The organism is Parabacteroides bouchesdurhonensis (genome assembly GCF_900186615.1).
In the GTDB taxonomy this organism is placed as follows: domain Bacteria; phylum Bacteroidota; class Bacteroidia; order Bacteroidales; family Tannerellaceae; genus Parabacteroides; species Parabacteroides bouchesdurhonensis.
On sequence record NZ_LT896588.1, the window covers coordinates 1,921,623 to 1,944,160 of the forward strand.

The 22,538-nt window shown below is 39.6% G+C and carries 26 protein-coding genes; all 26 read left to right on the top strand.

Annotated elements, in window-relative coordinates:
* Window positions 1-8 precede the first annotated feature (8 nt).
* The 26 genes from recQ (at window position 9) to rpsN (ending at window position 22,491) form a co-directional block, all read left to right on the top strand.
* Window positions 9-2,189, top strand: a complete 2,181-nt coding sequence (gene recQ, locus C1721_RS08180; protein WP_102407923.1) for a DNA helicase RecQ — start codon at window positions 9-11, stop codon at window positions 2,187-2,189.
* A 124-nt stretch (window positions 2,190-2,313) separates the two neighbouring features.
* Entirely contained in the window at window positions 2,314-3,900 is a 1,587-nt protein-coding gene (locus C1721_RS08185) for a peptidylprolyl isomerase (protein ID WP_102407924.1), read from the top strand.
* 11 nt (window positions 3,901-3,911) lie between these two features.
* The gene (locus C1721_RS08190) at window positions 3,912-4,772 is read left to right on the top strand and encodes a hypothetical protein (RefSeq protein ID WP_102407925.1); all 861 of its coding nucleotides are present in this window, start codon (window positions 3,912-3,914) and stop codon (window positions 4,770-4,772) included.
* A gap of 14 nt (window positions 4,773-4,786) precedes the next feature.
* Entirely contained in the window at window positions 4,787-6,151 is a 1,365-nt protein-coding gene (locus C1721_RS08195) for a peptidylprolyl isomerase (protein WP_102409340.1), read from the top strand.
* Complete coding sequence (locus tag C1721_RS08200; protein WP_102407926.1) at window positions 6,148-7,749, top strand: OstA-like protein; 1,602 nt, start codon at window positions 6,148-6,150, stop codon at window positions 7,747-7,749. The genes C1721_RS08195 and C1721_RS08200 overlap by 4 nt, the downstream gene beginning before the upstream one ends.
* Before the next feature lie 31 nt (window positions 7,750-7,780).
* A complete protein-coding gene (locus tag C1721_RS08205) occupies window positions 7,781-8,086 on the top strand; it encodes a hypothetical protein (RefSeq protein WP_102407927.1) in 306 nt (101 codons plus the stop codon).
* Window positions 8,083-9,924, top strand: coding sequence for a DNA mismatch repair endonuclease MutL (gene mutL, locus C1721_RS08210; protein ID WP_102407928.1), 1,842 nt, complete (start codon window positions 8,083-8,085; stop codon window positions 9,922-9,924). Before C1721_RS08205 ends, mutL begins: the two co-directional genes overlap by 4 nt.
* Window positions 9,925-9,932: 8 nt before the next feature.
* Window positions 9,933-12,032 carry a hypothetical protein gene (locus C1721_RS08215; RefSeq protein ID WP_102407929.1) on the top strand — a complete coding sequence of 700 codons (2,100 nt, stop codon included), beginning with the start codon at window positions 9,933-9,935 and terminating at the stop codon, window positions 12,030-12,032.
* Between the two features lie 585 nt (window positions 12,033-12,617).
* Window positions 12,618-13,019, top strand: coding sequence for a 30S ribosomal protein S12 (gene rpsL / locus C1721_RS08220; RefSeq protein WP_009859549.1), 402 nt, complete (start codon window positions 12,618-12,620; stop codon window positions 13,017-13,019).
* Window positions 13,020-13,165: 146 nt separating this feature from the next.
* Window positions 13,166-13,642: a 30S ribosomal protein S7 gene (gene rpsG, locus C1721_RS08225; RefSeq protein ID WP_102407930.1), complete on the top strand. Its 477-nt coding sequence runs from the start codon at window positions 13,166-13,168 to the stop codon at window positions 13,640-13,642.
* A 28-nt stretch (window positions 13,643-13,670) separates the two neighbouring features.
* Complete coding sequence (gene fusA / locus C1721_RS08230; protein WP_102407931.1) at window positions 13,671-15,800, top strand: elongation factor G; 2,130 nt, start codon at window positions 13,671-13,673, stop codon at window positions 15,798-15,800.
* A 20-nt stretch (window positions 15,801-15,820) separates the two neighbouring features.
* Complete coding sequence (rpsJ, locus tag C1721_RS08235; RefSeq protein ID WP_005634728.1) at window positions 15,821-16,126, top strand: 30S ribosomal protein S10; 306 nt, start codon at window positions 15,821-15,823, stop codon at window positions 16,124-16,126.
* 20 nt (window positions 16,127-16,146) lie between these two features.
* Window positions 16,147-16,764, top strand: coding sequence for a 50S ribosomal protein L3 (gene rplC, locus C1721_RS08240; protein ID WP_102407932.1), 618 nt, complete (start codon window positions 16,147-16,149; stop codon window positions 16,762-16,764).
* On the top strand, window positions 16,764-17,393 hold the full coding sequence (rplD, locus tag C1721_RS08245; protein WP_102407933.1) for a 50S ribosomal protein L4: 630 nt from the start codon (window positions 16,764-16,766) through the stop codon (window positions 17,391-17,393). Before rplC ends, rplD begins: the two co-directional genes overlap by 1 nt.
* 11 nt (window positions 17,394-17,404) lie before the next feature.
* Window positions 17,405-17,698 carry a 50S ribosomal protein L23 gene (gene rplW / locus C1721_RS08250; RefSeq protein ID WP_102407934.1) on the top strand — a complete coding sequence of 98 codons (294 nt, stop codon included), beginning with the start codon at window positions 17,405-17,407 and terminating at the stop codon, window positions 17,696-17,698.
* An 8-nt stretch (window positions 17,699-17,706) separates the two neighbouring features.
* Window positions 17,707-18,531, top strand: a complete 825-nt coding sequence (rplB, locus tag C1721_RS08255) for a 50S ribosomal protein L2 (protein WP_102407935.1) — start codon at window positions 17,707-17,709, stop codon at window positions 18,529-18,531.
* Between the two features lie 20 nt (window positions 18,532-18,551).
* Window positions 18,552-18,821 (top strand): 30S ribosomal protein S19, encoded by a 270-nt coding sequence (gene rpsS / locus C1721_RS08260; RefSeq protein ID WP_005634738.1) that lies wholly within the window; start codon window positions 18,552-18,554, stop codon window positions 18,819-18,821.
* 52 nt (window positions 18,822-18,873) lie between these two features.
* The gene (gene rplV, locus C1721_RS08265; RefSeq protein WP_102407936.1) at window positions 18,874-19,284 is read left to right on the top strand and encodes a 50S ribosomal protein L22; all 411 of its coding nucleotides are present in this window, start codon (window positions 18,874-18,876) and stop codon (window positions 19,282-19,284) included.
* A gap of 7 nt (window positions 19,285-19,291) precedes the next feature.
* Complete coding sequence (rpsC, locus tag C1721_RS08270) at window positions 19,292-20,026, top strand: 30S ribosomal protein S3 (protein ID WP_102407937.1); 735 nt, start codon at window positions 19,292-19,294, stop codon at window positions 20,024-20,026.
* 20 nt (window positions 20,027-20,046) lie between these two features.
* Entirely contained in the window at window positions 20,047-20,481 is a 435-nt protein-coding gene (gene rplP, locus C1721_RS08275) for a 50S ribosomal protein L16 (protein WP_005853976.1), read from the top strand.
* A 5-nt stretch (window positions 20,482-20,486) separates the two neighbouring features.
* Entirely contained in the window at window positions 20,487-20,684 is a 198-nt protein-coding gene (gene rpmC, locus C1721_RS08280; protein ID WP_099463565.1) for a 50S ribosomal protein L29, read from the top strand.
* A 9-nt stretch (window positions 20,685-20,693) separates the two neighbouring features.
* Window positions 20,694-20,951: a 30S ribosomal protein S17 gene (rpsQ, locus tag C1721_RS08285; protein ID WP_009859539.1), complete on the top strand. Its 258-nt coding sequence runs from the start codon at window positions 20,694-20,696 to the stop codon at window positions 20,949-20,951.
* A 1-nt stretch (window position 20,952) separates the two neighbouring features.
* Window positions 20,953-21,318, top strand: a complete 366-nt coding sequence (gene rplN / locus C1721_RS08290; protein WP_005853982.1) for a 50S ribosomal protein L14 — start codon at window positions 20,953-20,955, stop codon at window positions 21,316-21,318.
* Between the two features lie 19 nt (window positions 21,319-21,337).
* Window positions 21,338-21,658, top strand: coding sequence for a 50S ribosomal protein L24 (gene rplX / locus C1721_RS08295; RefSeq protein ID WP_102407938.1), 321 nt, complete (start codon window positions 21,338-21,340; stop codon window positions 21,656-21,658).
* Window positions 21,658-22,215: a 50S ribosomal protein L5 gene (rplE, locus tag C1721_RS08300; protein WP_102407939.1), complete on the top strand. Its 558-nt coding sequence runs from the start codon at window positions 21,658-21,660 to the stop codon at window positions 22,213-22,215. The genes rplX and rplE overlap by 1 nt, the downstream gene beginning before the upstream one ends.
* Window positions 22,216-22,221: 6 nt before the next feature.
* On the top strand, window positions 22,222-22,491 hold the full coding sequence (gene rpsN / locus C1721_RS08305) for a 30S ribosomal protein S14 (RefSeq protein WP_005634756.1): 270 nt from the start codon (window positions 22,222-22,224) through the stop codon (window positions 22,489-22,491).
* Window positions 22,492-22,538 lie beyond the last annotated feature (47 nt).

A 22,538-nucleotide genomic window follows, 5' to 3' on the forward strand; every position in this document is an offset into this window, starting at 1 on the left:
TTACAGGTATGGCTAAGAAGGATAATTTGACTGAAGAACTGAAAAAATATTTTGGCTTTGATACTTTTAAAGGGAATCAGAAAACAATCATTGAAAATGTGTTGGCGGGGAACGATACGTTTGTATTGATGCCTACTGGCGGTGGAAAATCTTTGTGTTACCAATTGCCTTCTCTATTAATGGACGGAACTGCTATTGTAATTTCCCCTTTGATTGCATTAATGAAAAATCAAGTGGATGCCATGCGTAATTTTAGTGAAGAAGATGGGGTAGCTCATTTCATTAATTCTTCATTAAATAAATCGGCAATTGACCAGGTAAAGGCTGATATTATGGCTGGACGTACAAAGTTGCTGTATGTCGCTCCGGAATCATTGACCAAAGAAGAAAATGTGGATTTTTTACGTCAGGTTAAGATTTCTTTTTATGCAGTAGACGAAGCGCATTGTATTTCAGAATGGGGACACGATTTTCGTCCTGAATACCGTAGAATTCGCCCTATTATAAATGAAATAGGAAAACGTCCGCTTATCGCTCTTACCGCAACGGCAACACCCAAAGTGCAACATGATATTCAGAAAAATCTGGGTATGATAGATGCTACGGTTTTTAAATCATCCTTCAATCGTCCTAATCTGTATTATGAAATTCGTCAGAAAAATACGAACATAGACCGCGATATTATCAAGTATATAAAGGCTAATGAAGGTAAATCCGGTATTGTATATTGTCTTAGCCGCAAGAAAGTAGAGGAGTTTGCCGATATTTTAAAGGCAAATGGTATTAAAGCCCTTCCTTATCATGCAGGAATGGATTCGGTACAACGTTCGGCTAATCAAGATGCCTTTTTGATGGAGCAAGTAGATGTTATTGTAGCAACTATAGCTTTCGGCATGGGAATAGATAAACCGGATGTACGTTATGTTATCCACTATGATATACCTAAAAGCCTTGAAGGATATTATCAAGAAACCGGTCGTGCCGGCCGTGATGGTGGAGAAGGGCAATGTATCGCTTTTTATGCGTATAAGGATTTGCAGAAATTGGAGAAGTTTATGCAAGGTAAGCCTGTTGCCGAGCAAGAGATTGGACGTCAATTATTGCTTGAAACAGCAGCTTATGCAGAAACTTCCGTATGCCGTAGAAAGGTTCTATTGCATTATTTCGGAGAAGAATATTTGGAAGATAATTGTGGAAGTTGTGATAATTGTTTGAATCCTAAGAAACAAGTGGAAGCAAAGGAACTGTTGAGTGCCGTATTGGAAGTAATAGGCACATTGAAGGAAAAATTTAAAGCAGAATATATAGTGAACATGCTGACTGGTAATGAAACCTCAGAAATCCAATCTTATAAACATAATGAATTGGAGGTTTTTGGTTCTGGTCAAGATGAAGATGAAAAAACATGGAGTGCAGTTATTCGTCAGGCATTGATTGCCGGGTATCTGATAAAAGATATTGAAAATTATGGTCTGCTGAAAATATCGGATAAAGGAAAAGACTTTATTAAGAAGCCTGTTTCTTTTAAGATTACAAAAGATAATGAGTTTGAGGAAGAAGAGGAAGAAGTTCCGGTACGTGGTGGTGCATCATGTGCTGTAGATCCGATTCTTTATTCAATGATGAAAGATTTACGAAAGAAACTGTCTAAACGTTTGGAAGTCCCTCCGTTCGTTATATTTCAAGATCCGTCACTGGAAGCAATGGCTACTACTTATCCTATTACTTTGGATGAATTACAGAACATTCCGGGAGTAGGTGCCGGTAAGGCCAAGCGTTATGGTAAGGAGTTTGTCGAGCTTATTAAAAAGCACGTTGAAGAAAATGAAATTGAAAGGCCTGAGGATTTGCGTGTTCGTACAGTTGCGAATAAATCTAAATTGAAAGTCTCAATTATTCAGCGTATTGATCGTAAGGTCGCATTAGATGAAATAGCTATGACCAATGGTTTGGAGTTCTCTGAATTGTTGGATGAAATTGAAGCTATCGTATATTCCGGAACACGTATCAATATTGATTATTTTCTGAATGATGTGATGGATGAAGATCATATTGAAGATATTTACGAATATTTTAAAGATTCGGAAACTGATGGTCTGGAAGATGCTATTGAGGAATTAGGCGGAGATTATACAGAGGAAGAGATTCGCCTGGTACGAATTAAATTTCTCTCGGAAATGGCGAATTAGTAAATTTTGATATGATGTCAGTGTTCTTTACGTTTTATAAAAAACACTAATTTAAAGGTATAGCATACTTTTCTTGCTTACTAACCGTTAGGTTAATGTTATTTTGTAAATGTAATTCATAGGTATGGAAAAAGTATTTTTGATGAAAAAGTTACTTGTATTATTTTTTGTGTTGGCTTGTTTTACAGGAAAAGCAGAGACGAAAACGGATTCTGTGGCGATGACTATAGCCGGCAAACAGATTCCTGTTTCAGAGTTTGTTTTTATTGCTGAGAAAAATAAGGAAGTTGATTTATCGGATAGTAAATCTTTAAAAGCCTATGTGGAATTGTTTAAGAATTTCAAGTTAAAGGTAGCCGAAGCAGAAGAATTGGGCTTGGATAAGACTGATGCTTTTAAAGAAGAATTGGAAGGATATCGTACTCAACTTATTTCGAGCTATTTGTCTGATAAGAAAGCAGAGGAAGCAGCTGCTCGCGAAGTCTATGATCGCGGAAGCGAGATGTTGGAATTAAGTCATATTTTATTTCGTTTGAAAGGCAAAGTCGTTTCTAAAGATACGATAGATGCTTATGAAAAGGCGATGAAAGTATATGACAGGATTAATAAAGGAGAAGATTTTGATGCTGTAGGTAAAGAAATTAACGGACAGGATAATGATAATGTACATTATGAATATGTTCGTTGCTTGCTTCCCTTACAAACATTAAAAGCTTTTGAATATGCAGCTTATGGCATGCGGACCGGAGAAGTTTCTAAACCGGTGCGTACGAATATGGGATTTCATTTAATAAAAATTCATAGTCGTAAACCTAATCCGGGGAAGATTCATGTTGCACATATTTTAATAGCATTCCCCAAAGATTCTACTATAAATGGGGAAGCTGATGCTTTGGCTCGGGCAGAAGAGGTTTATAAGAAAGCGAAGAATGGAGAAGACTTTGCCGAGTTGGCAAAACAATATTCGGATGATACGGCTTCTGCAAAAAAAGGAGGAGACCTACCTGTTATCGGTCCTGGCGAGATGATTGATCCTTTTGAAAAAGCGGCATATGCTTTGACTATTCCCGGACAAATATCGGAATTGGTGAAAACACGTTTTGGCTATCATATAATAAAACTTATAGATAAACCGGAAGTCCTTCCTTTTGATAAGGAGAAGAAAAAAATGATGCGTGTTATGGGACAAGGTGAACGTAACTTTGAATTGTTTAAGGCTTTCGATGATCGTATGAAAAAAGAATATGGTTATATTTTCTATCCCGAAGCATACGCAGAACTACAGGCTTTATGTAATGACTATTTTCCAACGGATCCGGCTTTTTATGAAAAGGCGAAAAATATGAACAAAACTTTATTCCATGTAAATAATAAAGATTTTCCGCAGAGTGAATTTGCCTATTATATACAACGTTGTCCGTATTCTACTAAAATATATGCCGGTGATTTCATGCAGGAAGTCTTTGATCTTTTTGTTCGTGATATTGTAACAACAGCAGAACGTGAAAATTTAACGATAAAGCATCCCGAGTTCCAACATCTAATGCAAGAATATAGAGATGGTATTTTGCTTTTTGAAATTAGTAACCGTGAAATTTGGAGTAAACCGGCAGAAGAACAAAAGACACTTGAAGCTGAATGGCTAAAGAAACTAAATCAAAAATACCCGGTCTCTATAAATTGGAAATTGATAAATAATATCAAGAAATAAAAGATAAATCTATGAAATATAGCTTCATTCTTATAGCATTTGTATCTTTGCTGTGTTCTTGTAACAGGACACAACAAATGGATGATGCTGATGTTTTGGTAAGAGTGAAAGATCGTATACTAAAACGTTCGGAAATCGTTAACTTGATTCCTAAGAACGCAACATCCGCAGATAGTTTACTTTTGGCAGAAAGCTATGTAAAGAAATGGGTTAAGGATGCTTTGGTTTATCAGGTAGCCTTACGTAATTTGGGGGATGAAAAAGCAGAAGTAGATAAGTTGGTTGAAGAATACAAAAATTCCTTAGTGCGTTATCGTTATTTGGAAAAATTGGTGAATGAACGTCTTTCTTCTGACATCCCGGAAAGTGATAAATTGAGTTATTACGAAGAAAACCAGAAAAAATTTGTTCTGGATAAGAGTCTTATTAAAGGATTATTTCTGAAAATTCCGGTAGATGCGCCAGGCATTTCAGACGTAAAGGGATGGTATAAATCCACATCTGAGGCTGCATTGGAAAAAATAGAAAAGTATAGTGTGCAGAATGCCACTATTTATGATTATTTCTATGATAAATGGGTCGCTTTTGATGAAGTAATGGATAATATACCGGTTCATGTTTCTGATCCGGCAGACTTCCTAAAGACAAATAAGTTTGTGGAAGTGGCTGATAGCAACTATTGCTATTTGTTGAATATTAAGGAATTCCTTCCGGTTGGAAGTGTATCTCCTTATGATTATGCGACACCTCAGATTACAGAAATGCTAATTAATCAGCGAAAGGTTGATTTTTTGAAAAAGTTTGAAGACGAATTATATAACGATGCTATCAGGGGAGGGGATGTTACATTCTATACTGATCCTGATAAATGATTATAAATATGGACATGATGAAAAAAATTTTAACGGTATTCTTTCTTGCCTGTTGTTCTTGTGTGGTAATGGCACAGGATAATGTGATTGATGAAGTTGTGTGGGTGGTAGGAGATGATGCGATTTTACGTTCGGATATAGAAGCCCAACGTTTGTATCTGCAACAAGAAGGACAACGTCTGGAGGGTGATCCCTATTGTGTGATTCCTGAGAATATGGCTATACAAAAATTGTATTTGAACCAGGCGAAGATAGATAGTATTGAGGTTAGTGAATCTCAAATTATTCAGCAGGTAGATCAATGGATGAACTTCGCTATCAATCAAATTGGTTCGAGGGAAAAACTGGAAGAATATTTTAATAAAAAGTTTTCCCAGATCAAGGAAGAGCGTAAGGAAATGGTGCGTGAACAGCAAATTGTAGACCAGATGAAACATCAATTGATTGGTGAAATTAAGTTGACGCCTTCCGAAGTACGTAAATATTATAATCAGTTGTCTAAAGACAGCTTGCCTTTTATACCGACTACGGTAGAAGTTCAGATTATTACTTTTGAGCCTAAGATTCCTTTTGAAGAAACAGATGCAATCAAAGCGCGCTTACGTGATTTTACGGAACAGATAACAAGTGGGAAAATGGAATTTTCTACTTTGGCTCGCTTATATTCGGAAGACCCTGAATCTGCAAAACGGGGTGGAGAGCTTGGTTTTATGGGCAAGACTCAATTACTGCCAGAGTTTGCCAACGTTGCATTTAATCTGAATGATCCTAAACGTGTTTCTCCGATTGTCCAAACGGAATATGGTTATCATATTATTCAATTGATTGAAAAACGTGGCGACCGTTTGAATTGCCGCCATATTTTATTAAGACCTAAGGTGGCTGATAAAGAATTAAATGATGCGATGATCCGTATGGATTCTCTTTATAATGATTTGAAGGCGGATAAGTTTACGTTTGATGAAGCTGCTACATGGTTATCTTACGATAAAGATACCCGGAATAATAAAGGTTTGATGGTAAACCAGAATTATGAAGGTAATCATGTAGGTACACCTAAATTTGAAATGCAGGAGCTTCCTCAAGAAGTTGGAAAAGTCGTTTATTCCATGAATGTTGGGGAGATATCCAAACCGTTCAAGATGATTACGGACAAACAGAAAGAAGTGGTAGCCATTGTAAAGTTGAAATCTCGTACAGAAGGGCATAAAGCAAACCTGTCTGATGATTATCAAGCATTGAAGGCTCTTGTGGAAGGAAGAAAACGGGCAGAACTATTAGATGACTGGATCCGGAAAAAGCAAAAGACAACCTATGTCCGTATTGCGGAAGGCTGGAGAAATTGTGATTTCAAATATCCTGGTTGGATTAAAGAATGAAATTAAGTAACAGATTTATTTTAATTGGTATATTTTCGATACTATCTTTTGTCTCAGGATTGTCGCAGACAAAGGATAGTATTGCTGTATCTCAGGATAGCGTTCCGCAAAAGATAACAAAGGTTTTTCTGGAACATGCCAATATTTTATCCTATGATAAGGACATAAATGTTGACGCCCAGGTACTGGTTGGTGATGTTTGTTTCCGGCATGACAGTTCTTATATGTATTGTGACAGTGCTTATTTCTATGAGCAGACTAATTCCCTGGAAGCATTCAGTAATGTCCGGATGGAACAGGGAGATACTCTTTTCGTATACGGAAACTATTTGTTCTATAACGGAAATACGCAAATCGCTTATCTGCGTGAGAATGTTCGTATGGAAAATGGACAAGTTACATTGTTTACCGACAGTTTAAACTATGAGCGTATTCCAGATATCGGATATTATTTTGAAGGTGGTATGATTGTCGATTCTTTGAACCAGTTATCATCTTTCTATGGACAATACTCTCCCGCTACAAAACTGGCTGTCTTTAATGATAGTGTACGGTTGGAAAATCCTCAGTTTACATTATATTCAGACACATTGCATTATGATACGGAGACAAAGATTGCTACAATTCTGGGGCCATCGGTTATAGTATCGGATAGTGGCACTATTTATTCGTCTCGTGGCTGGTATGATACGATGAGTAATACTTCATTGCTTTTAGACCGATCCCAAGTTGTATCGGGAGATAGAATATTAACCGGAGACTCTATTGCTTATGACAAGGAATCCGGTTTTGGCGAAGTCTTTGGTAATATGAGTTTGCAGGATACCGTTAAGAAAATTACACTGGAAGGCCAATATGGTTACTATAATGAAAAGACCGAATTTGCTTTTGCAACAGATAGCGCCCGCTTTTTGGAATATTCTCAAGCGGATACTCTTTATCTGCATGCTGATACTTTGAAAATGCAAACTGTAGATTCATTATATCGTGATATTAAGGCTTATTACGGTGTCCGTTTTTATCGTACGGATATGCAAGGGGTTTGCGATTCTATGCAATTCAATACGCGCGACTCTATATTATATATGTATACCGAGCCTATTTTGTGGAATGAGCAATATCAGATATATGGTGATACCATACTCGTCTATATGAACGACAGTACGATAGACCATGCACACGTGAAAGAATTTGCATTTGCCGTTCAATATGTGGATACATCATATTACAATCAGCTGAAAGGAAATGATTTGAAAGCCTATTTTGAAGGACAGGCCGTGCGTCAGATAGACGTTGCGGGAAATGCCGAATCTATCTTTTATCCGTTGGAAAATGATGGTGCTATGGTGGGAATGAATGAGACGAAGAGTGGATTCCTCACAATATGGGTAAAAGACAATAAACTGGAAAAGCTGAAAATATGGCCTACTCCTCAAGGAACGCTTACCCCAATCCCGGATTTGAAGCCGGAGCAGAAGACCTTGAAAGACTTCTATTGGTTTGACTATATCCGTCCAAAGAATAAAGATGATATTTATCAAGTTGTGAAAAGAAAAGTTAAGGATGCACCGAGGAGAAGCAATAAATTCGTACATTAGCAACATTAACATAGTAAAGTAATTAAGTATTATGGCACTTTTCTCATTTTATAATGTACGCAAACCGCGTCAATTCGAGCATAAGCCCATCTACTGGGATCCTCATAAAGAGGCAATGCAAGAGCGTGTGAGTAAAATCAAACATGAGATGGGAATGGAAGAACCTCTTGAAGAGTACAAACCTCAGATAAAAGGAACTTTTATAGAGGGCACGTCTCATTTAAAGAAGAGTCGTGATAAAGGTCAAGACTCCAGAAGCCTTAGATATAGAAATGCAAAATTATTGGTAGCATTAGCCGTCTTGGCGGCTTTGTTTTGGTATTTATTTTGGCAATGAGCGATATAATCCATTTATTACCCGACAGTATAGCAAATCAGATTGCGGCAGGCGAGGTTATCCAGCGTCCGGCTTCCGTAGTGAAGGAACTGGTGGAAAATGCGATAGATGCCGGAGCTAATAATATTCAAGTAAATATTAAAGATGCCGGTAAAACCCTGATACAAGTTGTTGACGACGGAAAAGGGATGTCGGAGACAGACGCCCGTATGGCATTTGAACGGCATGCGACCTCTAAGATATCTACAGCGGAAGATTTGTTTTCATTACACACCATGGGCTTCCGCGGCGAAGCCCTTGCGTCTATAGCGGCAGTTGCCCATATCGAATTGCGTACTCGTCTGAGAGGCTCAGAACTGGGAACCTGTATCACTATAGCCGGCTCGGATGTACAGGATGTAGAGCCGGATGCCTGTAATGAAGGAAGTATTTTCTCGGTAAAAAATCTCTTTTTTAATGTTCCTGCACGTCGTAAGTTTTTGAAATCGAATGAAACGGAGTTTCGTAATATAATTAATGAGTTTGAACGGATCGCTTTGGTGAATCCGCAAGTAGCTTTATCTCTCAACCATAATGAAACAGAGATATTCAACTTGCCCGTGTCCGGACTTCGGCAGCGTATAATAAATGTATATGGAAAGGCTTTAAACCAAAAGTTGCTTTCTTTGGATGCACAAAGTTCGTTGGCAACTATATCCGGTTTTGTGGGCCGTCCCGATTCTGCTAAAAAGCGGGGAGCTTTGCAGTTCTTTTTTGTGAATGGACGTTTTATGAAGCATCCTTATTTTCATAAAGCGATTATGCAGGCTTATGAACAGCTGATTCCTGCAGGGGAAATGCCCAATTACTTTATTTATTTCACATTAGATCCAGCTTCGATTGATGTGAACATCCATCCTACAAAGACAGAGATTAAGTTTGAGAATGAACAGCCCATCTGGCAAATACTGATGGCTGCAACTCGCGAGGCTTTGGCGAAGTCTAGTGCAATTCCTTCCATTGATTTTGATGTAGAAGACGCAATAGATATTCCTGTATATACTCCAACGAAAGAAACTCCTACATATAAAGCTCCTAATGTGCAGGTAAATTCCAACTATAATCCTTTTGAAACCTCGTCATCTTCTTATAAGAAGCCGGAGTTTGATTGGGCGCAGTTATATAAAGGCTTTGAGTCTGAGAGAGCTTCGGTGCAAACCGAGCCTCAGGTCTTTAATGATCTTCCTGCGAATGGAGCGGAAGAAATGTCTGCATCGGATACATTCTTTACCGAAGTGACAAATCCTTGTTACCAATACAAAGGACGGTATATTGTGACTTCTTTGAAGTCCGGTTTGGTTTTGATAGACCAGCATCGGGCTCATGTACGTATATTGTTTGATCAATATATGACGAATTTAAGTCAACAAAAAGGAGCTTCACAGCAGGTCCTTTTCCCCGAAATTATAGAATTTACTACATCAGAAGCTACCGTGTTGCCGTCATTGATGGACGACCTGCATGCTATAGGCTTTGATTTGAGCAATCTGGGCAGTGATAATTATGCGATAAACGGTCTTCCTTCCGGTTTGGAGAATGTTGACTCGTTGGCCCTTTTGAGAGATATTGTAAGTCAGGCATTGGAGATAGGATCAAACGTTCAGGAAGAAATTCGCAAGACGATTGCACTCTCTTTGGCAAAAGCCGCCGCTATCCGTTCGGGCAAAACGCTGTCTACGGAGGAAATGGATCATCTGATTGCCTCTTTATTCTCTTGCTCCGAATCGAATTTGACACCGGATGGCAAAACGATTATATCGGTACTGACAGACGATGAACTGGAGAAGCGTTTTAAATAAATTCGGTTATGAAAGGATGGATAATCTTGAGTGTGTTTTTATGTATTTCTTTTTTTTCTAAAGCAGAGGAAGGAAGAGAACGGATAGATCGCAAAGCTCTTGTTGATCGTCATCGTATAATTACCAATCAATTATCTACTAAAAGTCCCGCGCAGGTTGGGAATGGAGAATTTGCTTTCGGCGTGGATATAACCGGATTGCAGACGTTTGTTCCATTCAATACAATGGCGCAATGGAGCTGGCACAGTTTTCCGTTACCACAAGGACAGAAGGCAGAAGATTTTAAACCGACTCCCTGGCTAACACATGGAAGGCCTGTTTTATATGATTTGCCGGATACGAATAATCCTGAATTATCCGATTGGCTGGCTGCAAACCCCCACAGGTTTAATTTAGGACGAATAGGATTGACACTGCTTAAGTCGGATGGAACAATTGCTACTCCTGATGACTTGACAGGAGCACGTCAGGAAGTTGACCTGTGGAAAGGTATTATTACAAGCCGTTTTATATTGGATGGTGATTCTGTTATCGTTAAGACTGCCTGCCATCCTGTATTAGATGCCATAGGTGTTGCTATAGAAAGCCCACTTCTCAGGAAAGGGCAGATTGCCTTGTTCTTGGATTTTCCTTATCCGGATAAAGGGCAGATGACTGATTATGTAGGAACTTACGCGTTACCGGAGGCACACCAGTCTAAAGTTACAAAGTCTACAAATTCATTTGCTTCTATTGATCGCCGGATGGATGATACGCAATATAAAACGGCTTTGTCTTGGGCCACGCCTGCCCGTTTTGTCTCCATAGATTCTCTTCACCATTATGAATTGATACCTGAAAATACGGATCGTTTGGCCTTTACCTGTCTTTTCTCTCAATCGCCTGTAAATTCTTTACCGGATGCAGAAGAGGTGTTTTTGGAAAGTGCTAAAGGATGGGAAGCATTCTGGCAGTCGGGAGCGGCAATTGATTTGTCGGAAAGTACCGATCCCCGTTGGAATGAACTGGAACGCCGCATCGTTTTATCCCAATATTTAATGCGTGTTAACGAAGCCGGCTCTTTGCCTCCTCAGGAAAGCGGTTTGGTGAATAATGGCTGGTATGGACGCTTCCATTTCGAGATGATCTGGTGGCATGGTGTGCATTATGCCCTATGGAACAGGTGGCCGTTATGGGAGAAGAGCCTTGCTGTTTATAAGGAGTTCTTGCCTACTGCTTTCAAGAGAGCGGAACGGCAAGGATATAAAGGTGCTCGCTGGCCAAAGTGTACGGCCGACTTCGACCGCGAATGGCCTCATATCATCCATGCTACTCTTATCTGGCAACAGCCGCATCCTATCTATTTTGCCGAACTGGATTACCGCTTGCATCCAACTAAGGAGACGTTGGAGAAATGGAAAGATATTGTTTTTGCAACAGCCGACTTTATGGCAAACTATGCTTTTTATGATTCAACTAAAAATGCCTATGTGTTAGGGCCTCCCGTTTATATAGTATCGGAAAATACAGACCCGGGCAAAACAACGAATCCGGCTTTCGAGTTATCATACTGGCGTTTCGGCTTGCGAACGGCCGAAGAATGGGCCTCCCGTCTATCTCTTCCGGTTGATCGGAAATGGAAGGAAGTGCGGGAAAAACTGGCACCGCTTCCGGTTGAATATTCTGTGTATGTTACCTATGAAGGCATCGAAAATATGTGGACAAATTATACGTTCGAGCATCCGGCCTTGACTGGTGTATATGGCATGCTGCCGGGCGATGGAGTGGATAAAGAAACCTTTATACGTACATTGAATAAAGTTGCAAACTGTTGGAACTTTAACTGGACGTGGGGATGGGATTTCCCCATGCTGGCAATGGCGGCAGCTCGCAGTGGAATGCCTTATCAGGCTTTGAATTATCTGTTGCATCCTTCGCTGGGTTTCCAATTTGACGAGCATGGACTGGCAACCGGAGGTCCATTTCCATATTTCCCTTCTAACGGCGCCTTGCTGACGGCTATTGCCATGATGGCAGGAGGGTGGGATGGAGCAACCTCACCAACCCCGGGTTTCCCGAAGGATGGCAGTTGGGTAGTACGTGCCGAAGGTTTTATTCCAATGCCTTAATTATTTCTTTTCCTTCCCCTTACCTTCCAAAGTAACCTGTATTAGCAGTATATGCCGGAAAAAGGTGTGATTCTTCGTTTTATCAAATGTTCCATTTAGTTTCATGGGCTTGAAACTTTTGTTCCATCGGGATGAAACACTTGTTCCTTCAGCTTGAAACATTTGTTCCACCGGCATGAAACAAATGCGTTATCCGCATCCCTTTGACGCAGGGTGTCTGTTCACGTTTTCAGTTGACTATATTTTGTCTTATTAATAAAAGAGGTAGACTCGGTTTAAACTTATTAATAAAAAAGGTTGTCCTGCTTTCTTGTTTATTCATGAACGTATCATCATACTATTCTTATTCGTACGGATATCTTCGTTATAACCTCATTGAATTGTTAATTATATATAAATAGACAAACGCCTTGCCTTGTGGAACGGGAACAAATATGTAACTTTGCACCGTTTTTAGCGCAAATTATATGGAAAAAGTGCGGCAACTTGTTGATAGTCCGAATTTAAATATGTAACTTTGCAGCTCGAAATTTGAAAAAGAGATAATTAAATAATAACACATTCAAAGTTTAAAAAAGAAAAGAAATGCCTACAATTCAGCAATTAGTTAGAAAAGGAAGGGAAACTTTGGTGGTAAAGGGTAAATCACCCGCATTGGATGCATGTCCTCAAAGACGTGGCGTTTGCGTACGTGTTTACACAACAACACCGAAAAAACCTAACTCTGCAATGCGTAAAGTAGCGAGAGTTCGTTTGACAAATGGTAAAGAAGTAAACTCTTACATTCCGGGAGAAGGACACAACTTGCAGGAACACTCAATCGTGTTGGTGCGTGGTGGTCGTGTAAAAGACCTTCCTGGTGTACGTTACCATATTGTACGCGGAACCTTGGATACTGCTGGTGTAAACGGCCGTACACAACGTCGTTCTAAATACGGAGCTAAACGTCCGAAAGCCGGTGCAGCACCTGCAAAAGGTAAGAAGTAAAAAACCTTTTCAATCAGAGAATTAAAATTTAAGTATTAAAGCTGGTTTAGTTATTTGGATAGGCTAGGTTGAGTAAATGGTTCGGCGGAACCGTTGAAGACGATATGAAAGGCAACCAAAAACAAGATCGAAATTTTTGAAACAAAATGAGAAAAGCAAAACCAAAGAAAAGACAGATCCTGCCGGATCCTGTTTTCGGTGATGTAAAGGTTACGAGATTCGTTAACCATTTAATGTATGATGGCAAGAAAAATACTGCCTTCGAGATTTTCTATTCAGCGTTGGAAAACGTAAAGGCCAAACTGCCTAACGAAGAAAAGTCTGCTCTTGAAATTTGGAAAGCTGCGCTCGACAATATTACTCCTCAGGTAGAGGTTAAATCTCGCCGTGTCGGTGGAGCAACATTCCAAGTCCCTACTGAAATCCGCCCGGATCGTAAAGAATCAATTTCAATGAAGAATCTTATTATCTTCTCTCGTAAGAGAGGTGGTAAAACTATGGCTGATAAGTTGTCTGCAGAGATTGTAGATGCTTTCAATAACCAGGGTGGCGCATTCAAAAGAAAAGAAGATATGCACCGTATGGCTGAAGCTAACCGTGCGTTCGCTCACTTCAGATTTTAATTAGCAAATTAAGGAGAAATTAAATAAGATGGCAACAAAAGCTGACGAACAGTTAAAATATACCAGAAACATCGGTATCATGGCGCACATCGATGCGGGAAAGACTACGACTTCTGAGCGTATCCTTTTCTACACGGGTCTGACTCACAAGATTGGTGAAGTTCATGACGGTGCTGCTACTATGGACTGGATGGAGCAGGAACAGGAACGTGGTATTACAATTACCTCTGCTGCTACTACTACATTCTGGAATTATTATGATAATAAGTATAAAATTAACTTGATTGACACTCCGGGGCACGTGGACTTTACTGTTGAGGTAGAACGTTCATTGCGTATCTTGGATGGTGCCGTTGCGGCTTTCTGTGCTGTAGGTGGTGTAGAACCTCAGTCTGAAACTGTATGGCGTCAAGCTGATAAATATAATGTACCTAGAATCGGTTACGTTAATAAAATGGACCGTTCCGGCGCAAACTTCTTTGAAGTTGTTCGTCAGGTTAAAGATGTACTGGGTGCTAATCCTTGTCCGGTTCAGATTCCTATCGGAGCAGAAGAGAAATTCAAAGGTGTTGTTGACCTTGTGAAAATGAAAGCTATCTTCTGGCATGATGAAACGATGGGTGCTGAATATACAACAGAAGAAATTCCTGCCGACTTGTTGGCAGAAGCTGAAGAATGGAGAGATAAAATGCTTGAAGTTCTGGCTGAATGCGATGATGCTTTGATGGAAAAATATTTTGATGATCCTTCTACAATTACAGAAGATGAAATCAAAACAGCGATCCGTAAAGGTACATTGGCAATGCAGATCAACCCTATGATTTGCGGTTCTTCTTTTAAAAACAAAGGTGTTCAGACTTTGCTTGATGCCGTTTGTGCATATTTGCCTAGTCCTGCAGATACAGAAGCTATTGAAGGTACTGATCCTAGAGATCCGGAAAAGGTGATTACTCGCAAGCCGTTGTTCGAAGAACCGTTGACAGCTCTTGCGTTTAAGATCGCAACAGACCCGTATGTAGGTCGTTTGTGCTTCTTCCGTGTTTATTCAGGTTCTTTGTTGGCTGGTTCTTATGTTTACAACTCTCGTTCAGATAAGAAAGAACGTATTTCTCGTTTGTTCCAGATGCATTCAAACAAACAGAACCCGATGGAAGCTATCGGTTGTGGTGATATAGGTGCCGGTGTTGGATTTAAGGATATTCGTACAGGTGATACACTTTGTGACGAAGCTCATCCTATCACACTTGAATCTATGGAATTCCCGGAACCGGTTATCGGTATCGCAGTAGAGCCTAAAACTCAGAAAGACTTGGATAAGTTGGGTATGGGCTTGGCTAAATTGTCAGAAGAAGATCCTACATTCCGTGTTCAGACTAACGAAGAAACAGGCCAGACTGTAATTAGCGGTATGGGTGAGCTTCACTTGGATATCATCATCGACCGTCTGCGTCGTGAATTCAAGGTTGAATGTAATCAGGGTAAACCTCAGGTTACATATAAAGAAGCAATTACCAAATCTGTTGAACTTCGTGAAGTTTATAAGAAGCAGTCCGGTGGTCGTGGTAAGTTTGCGGATATTATTGTTCGTATCGAACCTGCCGACGAAAACTTTGACGGTACACTGCAGTTTATCGACGAAGTGAAGGGTGGTAACATTCCTAAGGAATTTATCCCGTCTGTTCAGAAAGGTTTTGAAAAGGCTATGAAGAACGGTATCTTGGCCGGTTATCCGTTGGATAAACTGAAAGTTACTTTGATCGATGGTTCTTTCCACCCGGTAGACTCTGACCAGTTGTCATTCGAAATATGTGCTATTCAGGCATTCAAGAGTGCTTCTGAAAAGGCAGGTCCTGCTTTGATGGAACCGATCATGCAGATGGAGGTTGTTACTCCGGAAGAAAGCATGGGTGATGTAATTGGTGACTTGAACAAACGTCGTGGCCAGGTGGAAGGTATGGAGTCTAGCCGTACAGGAGCCCGTATTGTAAAAGCAAAAGTTCCATTGGCTGAAACATTCGGTTATGTTACTGCTTTGCGTACAATAACTTCAGGCCGTGCGACTTCTTCAATGCAGTTCTCACACTACGCTCAGGTTTCTTCAGCTATTGCTAAGCAAGTATTGACTGAGGTTCAGGGACGTGCTGATTTGATCAAATAATTTAGAAACATATAATCAATATGAGTCAAAAGATCAGAATTAAATTAAAGTCTTATGATTATTCTCTGGTAGACAAGTCTGCAGAGAAAATCGTAAAGACTGTAAAGGCTACCGGTGCTGTAGTAAGCGGTCCTATACCTCTGCCTACTCACAAACGTATCTTTACTGTGAACCGCTCGACTTTCGTTAACAAAAAGTCTCGTGAGCAGTTCGAACTCTCTTCTTATAAGAGATTAATCGACATCTACAGCTCTACTGCAAAAACAGTTGATGCTTTGATGAAACTGGAATTACCCAGTGGTGTGGAAGTAGAAATTAAAGTGTAAGTTTATTAACAATTAGTGAAATGCCAGGATTATTAGGAAAAAAAATCGGAATGACATCCGTTTTCAGTGCCGAGGGAAAAAATCTTCCATGCACTGTTATCGAAGTAGGTCCTTGTGTAGTTACACAGATTAAGACTTTGGAAAATGATGGCTATGAAGCTGTTCAGTTGGGTTTCGAAGATAAAAAAGAGAAACACACAACTCAGCCGGAAATGGGCCACTTTAAAAAAGCAGGTGTAGCTCCCAAGAGATACTTGGCCGAGTTCAAGAATTTTGAAACTGAGTACAAGTTGGGTGATGTAATCACAGTAGACTTCTTGGAAGATGCAGGTTTCGTAGATGTAGTTGGTACATCTAAAGGTAAAGGTTTCCAAGGCGTTGTAAAACGTCACGGATTTGGTGGTGTAGGTCAGTCTACTCACGGTCAGCACAACCGTTTGCGTGCTCCGGGTAGTATTGGTGCTTGTTCTTATCCTGCAAAGGTATTTAAGGGCATGCGTATGGCAGGTCAGATGGGTAATGAACGTGTAACTGTTCAAAACCTGCAAGTGATCAAGGTAATGCCGGAACATAATCTTTTATTAGTAAAAGGATCTGTTCCAGGAGCAAAAGGTTCAATCTTATTAATTGAAAAGTAATGGAACTGAGCGTATTTAATATTAAAGGTGAAGATACCGGAAGAAAGGTAACTTTGAACGATGCGATCTTCGGCATTGAACCCAATGATCATGCTATCTACTTGGATGTAAAACAGTATTTGGCTAATCAACGTCAGGGAACACATAAGTCAAAAGAGAGAAGTGAGGTATCAGGTAGTACTCGTAAACTAATCCGTCAGAAAGGTGGTGGTGGTGCACGTCGCGGTGATATCAATTCTCCTGTATTAGTAGGTGGTGGCCGTGTATTTGGTCCTAAACCTCGTGATTACAGGTTCAAGCTGAATAAGAAAGTTAAATCATTGGCACGTAAGTCTGCATTGGCTTATAAAGCTAAGAATAATGCAATTGTTGTAGTTGAAGACTTCGCTATGGAAGCTCCTAAGACTAAAGAATTTATAACAATTGCTAAAAACCTGAAAGTGGCTGATAAAAAGTTACTTATGGTTTTACCGGAGAAAAATAATTTTGTATATTTGTCGGCTCGTAATTTAGAAAAGGCAAATGTTATAACAGCTTCTGAACTAAACACATACGGAGTTTTAAATGCTGCGAATGTTGTTATTACCGAAAGTTCTGTTGCTGCTATAGAAAAACTTTTTAACGCATAAGGAGTAAAATAATGGGAATTATTATTAAACCTATAGTAACAGAGAAGCAAACGGCGATTACAGAGAAAATGCCTAATCGCTATGGTTTTCGTGTTTCTCCTGATGCCAACAAGTTAGAGATCAAGAAAGCTGTAGAAGATATGTATAATGTAACTGTGGTTGATGTGAATACTATTAACTATTCAGGCAAGCAGAAAAGCCGTTATACAAAATCGGGTATTATCAATGGTAAGCAGACAGCTTTTAAGAAAGCAATCATAACGTTGAAAGAAGGAGAAACAATTGATTTCTTTAGTAATATCTAAAAAAAGAAATGGGAATACGTAAATTAAAGCCCACAACACCGGGGCAGAGACACAAAGTTATTGGTGCATTTGATAAAATCACTGCAAGTACACCAGAGAAGTCTCTTGTAACAGGTAAAAAGAGTACAGGTGGTCGTAATAACACTGGTAAGATGACAATGCGTTATCTTGGTGGCGGTCACAAACAAAAGTACAGATTTATCGATTTCAAGAGAAATAAAGATGGCATTCCTGCAACAGTAAAGTCTATTGAGTACGATCCAAATCGTACATCACGTATCGCTTTATTGTATTATGCTGACGGAGCAAAGAGCTATATCATTGCTCCTAACGGTTTGGAAGTTGGCCAGACAGTGGTTTCAGGTAGCGAAGCCGCTCCTGAAGTAGGTAATACTTTGCCGATGGCAAATATTCCCGTTGGTACAATTATTCACAATATTGAGCTTCGTCCTGGACAGGGTGCTAAGTTAGTACGTTCTGCAGGAACATTTGCTCAGCTGACTTCTAAAGAAGGTGCTTATGCAATCATTAAGATGCCTTCCGGTGAAACAAGAAAGATTCTTGCAGCTTGTAAAGCTACAATAGGTGCAGTAGGCAACTCAGACCATGGTCTTGAAAAATCAGGTAAAGCCGGTCGTTCTAGATGGTTAGGTCGTCGTCCTCGTAACCGTGGTGTTGTTATGAACCCGGTTGATCACCCAATGGGTGGTGGTGAAGGTCGTGCTTCCGGAGGTCATCCTAGATCTCGTAATGGCTTATATGCTAAGGGCTTGAAAACAAGAGCTCCTAAGAAGCATTCTTCAAAGTATATTATTGAAAGAAGAAAGAAATAATCTGATTAATTAAGTAAACTATGAGTCGTTCGCTAAAAAAAGGCCCGTATATTAATGTAAAGCTTGAGAAAAAGGTGCTGGCTATGAATGAGTCCGGCAAAAAAGCTGTAGTTAAGACATGGGCAAGAGCTTCAATGATTTCGCCTGATTTTGTAGGCCATACTATTGCAGTTCACAATGGAAATAAATTTATTCCTGTTTTTGTAACCGAAAATATGGTAGGTCACAAGTTAGGAGAATTTTCTCCTACACGTACTTTCCGTGGTCACGCCGGTAACAAGAAGAAATAATATCGGTAGTAACAGGAATTCAGGAATCTGAAAATAAAAAGAATCGAATAAAATGGGTGCTAGAAAAAGAATATCAGCTGAAGCAAGAAAAGAAGCCCAGAAGACCATGTATTTCGCGAAGTTGAATAACGTGCCTACCTCTCCTCGTAAGATGCGTTTGGTAGCCGATATGATTCGCGGTATGGAAGTATTCCGTGCACTTGGTGTTTTGAAGTTTTCTAATAAGGAAGCTGCAGCAAGAGTAGAAAAGTTGCTTCGTTCAGCAATCGCAAACTGGGAACAGAAGAATGAACGTAAAGCAGAAGCAGGAGAGTTGTGCGTATCTTCAATTAGCGTTGATTGCGCTACTACATTGAAGAGAATGCGTCCGGCTCCTCAAGGAAGAGGTTACAGAATTCGTAAACGTTCGAACCATGTAACATTGTTTGTAGATACACTTAGTAAAAAAGATAGTCAAAATTAATTTGTAGATGGGACAAAAAGTTAATCCGGTTAGTAATCGTTTGGGAATTATCCGTGGTTGGGATTCCAATTGGTATGGCGGCAAAAATTACGGAGATACTTTGTTAGAAGATAGCAAGATCCGTAAATATTTGAATGCCCGTCTTGCAAAAGCTAGTGTATCTCGTATCGTTATTGAACGTACGCTAAAGTTGATTACAATTACAGTTTGCACATCGCGTCCGGGCATTATCATCGGAAAAGGTGGTCAGGAAGTTGATAAATTGAAAGAAGAGTTGAAAAAGATTACCGATAAAGAAGTTCAGATCAACATCTTTGAGGTAAAAAGACCTGAATTAGACGCTGTTATTGTTGCAAATAATATTGCTCGTCAACTTGAAGGAAAAATTGCTTACCGTCGTGCTATTAAGATGGCTATCGCCTCTACCATGAGAATGGGTGCCGAAGGTATTAAAGTGCAAGTCTCTGGTCGTTTGAATGGTGCTGAAATGGCTCGTTCAGAAATGTATAAAGAAGGAAGAACTCCGTTGCACACATTCAGAGCTGATATAGATTATGCTTTGGCTGAAGCGTTGACAAAAGTGGGATTGATCGGTGTTAAGGTTTGGATTTGTCGTGGTGAAGTATATGGAAAGAGAGATCTTGCTCCTTCATTCACTACTTCTAAAGAGTCTGGCCGCAGAAATGAAAATACCGGTGGCAACAGAGATAAGAACTTCAAGAGAAAGAAAGCTAATCGTTAAACGTTAGAATTTAAGAAGAGATGTTACAACCGAAAAAGACAAAGTTCAGAAGACAGCAGAAAGGCCGTATGAAGGGTGAAGCTCAGCGCGGTAATCAGCTGGCTTTTGGTTCTTTTGGCATAAAATCGTTAGAAAATAAATGGATTACCGGTCGTCAGATCGAAGCTGCCCGTATTGCTGTAACTCGTTACATGCAACGTCAGGGTCAGGTTTGGGTTCGTATCTTCCCGGATAAGCCAATTACAAAGAAGCCTGCAGAGGTACGTATGGGTAAAGGTAAAGGTAATCCGGAAGGATTTGTTGCGCCTGTTACTCCTGGTCGTCTTATTTTTGAAATCGAAGGTGTTCCTTTTGATATCGCAAAAGAGGCTTTGCGCTTAGCTGCTCAGAAGCTTCCGGTAACAACGAAGTTTGTTGTGAGACGTGATTATGACATGCAAAATCAAAATGCGTAATTGTTATGAAGATTGCAGAAATTAGAGAATTAAGCACTAAAGAGTTGCTTGAAAGAGTAGATGCAGAAGTTGCAGCCTACGATCAAAAGGTGATAAACCATAGTATTTCTCCTATGGATAACCCTGCTCAGATTAAACAACAACGCAGGATGATCGCGCGCATGAAAACAGAATTGCGCCAGAGAGAACTTAACAACAAATAATTGAGCCTGATGGAAACTAGAAATTTAAGAAAAGAAAGAACGGGCGTGGTTACAAGCAATAAGATGGATAAAAGCATCACAGTTGCTATTAAATGGAAAGAAAAACACCCCATTTATGGTAAGTTCGTTAATAAAACGAAGAAATATCATGCTCACGATGAAAAGAATGAATGCAACATTGGCGATACCGTAAAGATTATGGAAACTCGTCCTTTGAGCAAAACAAAAAGATGGAGATTAGTTCAAATAATCGAAAGGGCTAAGTAACATGATACAACAAGAATCTAGATTAGTAGTAGCTGACAATAGTGGAGCAAAAGAAGCTTTGTGTATCCGCGTTTTAGGTGGAACAAGAAAGCGTTATGCCACTGTAGGTGATGTGATCGTAGTAGCAATTAAGAGCGTTATTCCTGCTTCTGATGTGAAGAAAGGAGCTGTTTCTAAAGCTATCATCGTTCGCACTAAAAAAGAAATCCGCCGTCCGGATGGTTCATACATCCGTTTTGATGATAATGCATGTGTATTGCTGAATGCCGGTGGAGATATTCGTGGAAGCCGTATCTTCGGTCCGGTTGCCAGAGAACTTCGTGCAACAAACATGAAAATTGTATCACTTGCACCTGAAGTGCTTTAATTTTGTAAAATTTAAAGTAATGAGTAAATTACATATCAAAAAAGGCGATATAGTATTTGTTAATACCGGTGAAGACAAAGGTAAGACTGGTCGTGTTTTACAGGTGCTTGTAAAAGACAGTCGTGCTATTGTTGAAGGTATTAATATGGTATCTAAGCATACCAAGCCTAATGCAAAGAATCCTCAGGGAGGAATCGAGAAGAAGGAAGCCCCTATTCATATTTCAAACCTTAATGTTGTTGATCCTAAATCAGGAAAACCGACACGTATTGGACGTAAATTGAATGAAGAAGGTGCTTTAGTGCGTTATTCAAAAAAATCAGGGGAGGAAATTAAGTAATGAGCAATACTGCCAGTCTTAAGAAAGAATATCAGGACAGAATTGTTCCTGCTTTGACGAAAGAATTCGGTTATAAATCAGTAATGCAGGTACCGGTGTTGAAAAAGATTGTTATCAATCAAGGGTTGGGTATGGCTGCTGCTGATAAGAAAATTATCGATATTGCAATCAGTGAATTGGGCACTATTACAGGCCAGAAAGCTGTTGCAACAATTTCAAAGAAAGATATTTCAAACTTTAAGTTACGTAAAAAAATGCCGATTGGTGTAATGGTTACATTGCGCCGCGAGCAGATGTATGAATTTTTGGAAAGACTTGTTCGTGTAGCCCTTCCTCGTATTCGTGACTTTAAAGGAATTGAAAGTAAGTTGGATGGAAGAGGTAATTATACACTCGGAATCCAGGAACAAATTATTTTCCCGGAAATAAATATCGATAATATTACTAAAATATTGGGAATGAATATTACCTTTGTGACCTCTGCGAAAACAGATGAAGAAGGTTATGCTCTTCTGAGAGAATTTGGATTGCCTTTTAAAAATGCAAAAAAAGACTAAGTAGTTATGGCAAAGGAATCAATGAAAGCCCGCGAGGTGAAAAGAGCAAAGCTTGTAGCTAAATATGCTGCTAAAAGAGCAGAATTAAAAGCTGCTGGAGACTATGAAGCTTTACAGGCTTTACCTAAAAATGCTTCTCCTGTACGTTTGCATAATCGTTGCAAAATAACAGGTCGTCCGAAAGGCTATGTACGCCAATTCGGCATTTCTCGTATTCAACTGCGCGAAATGGCATCTCATGGTTTGATACCAGGTGTAAAGAAAGCAAGTTGGTAAGCGTTTTTTTATTTAAATATTGTCCGGAAGTCCGGATCAATTTAATT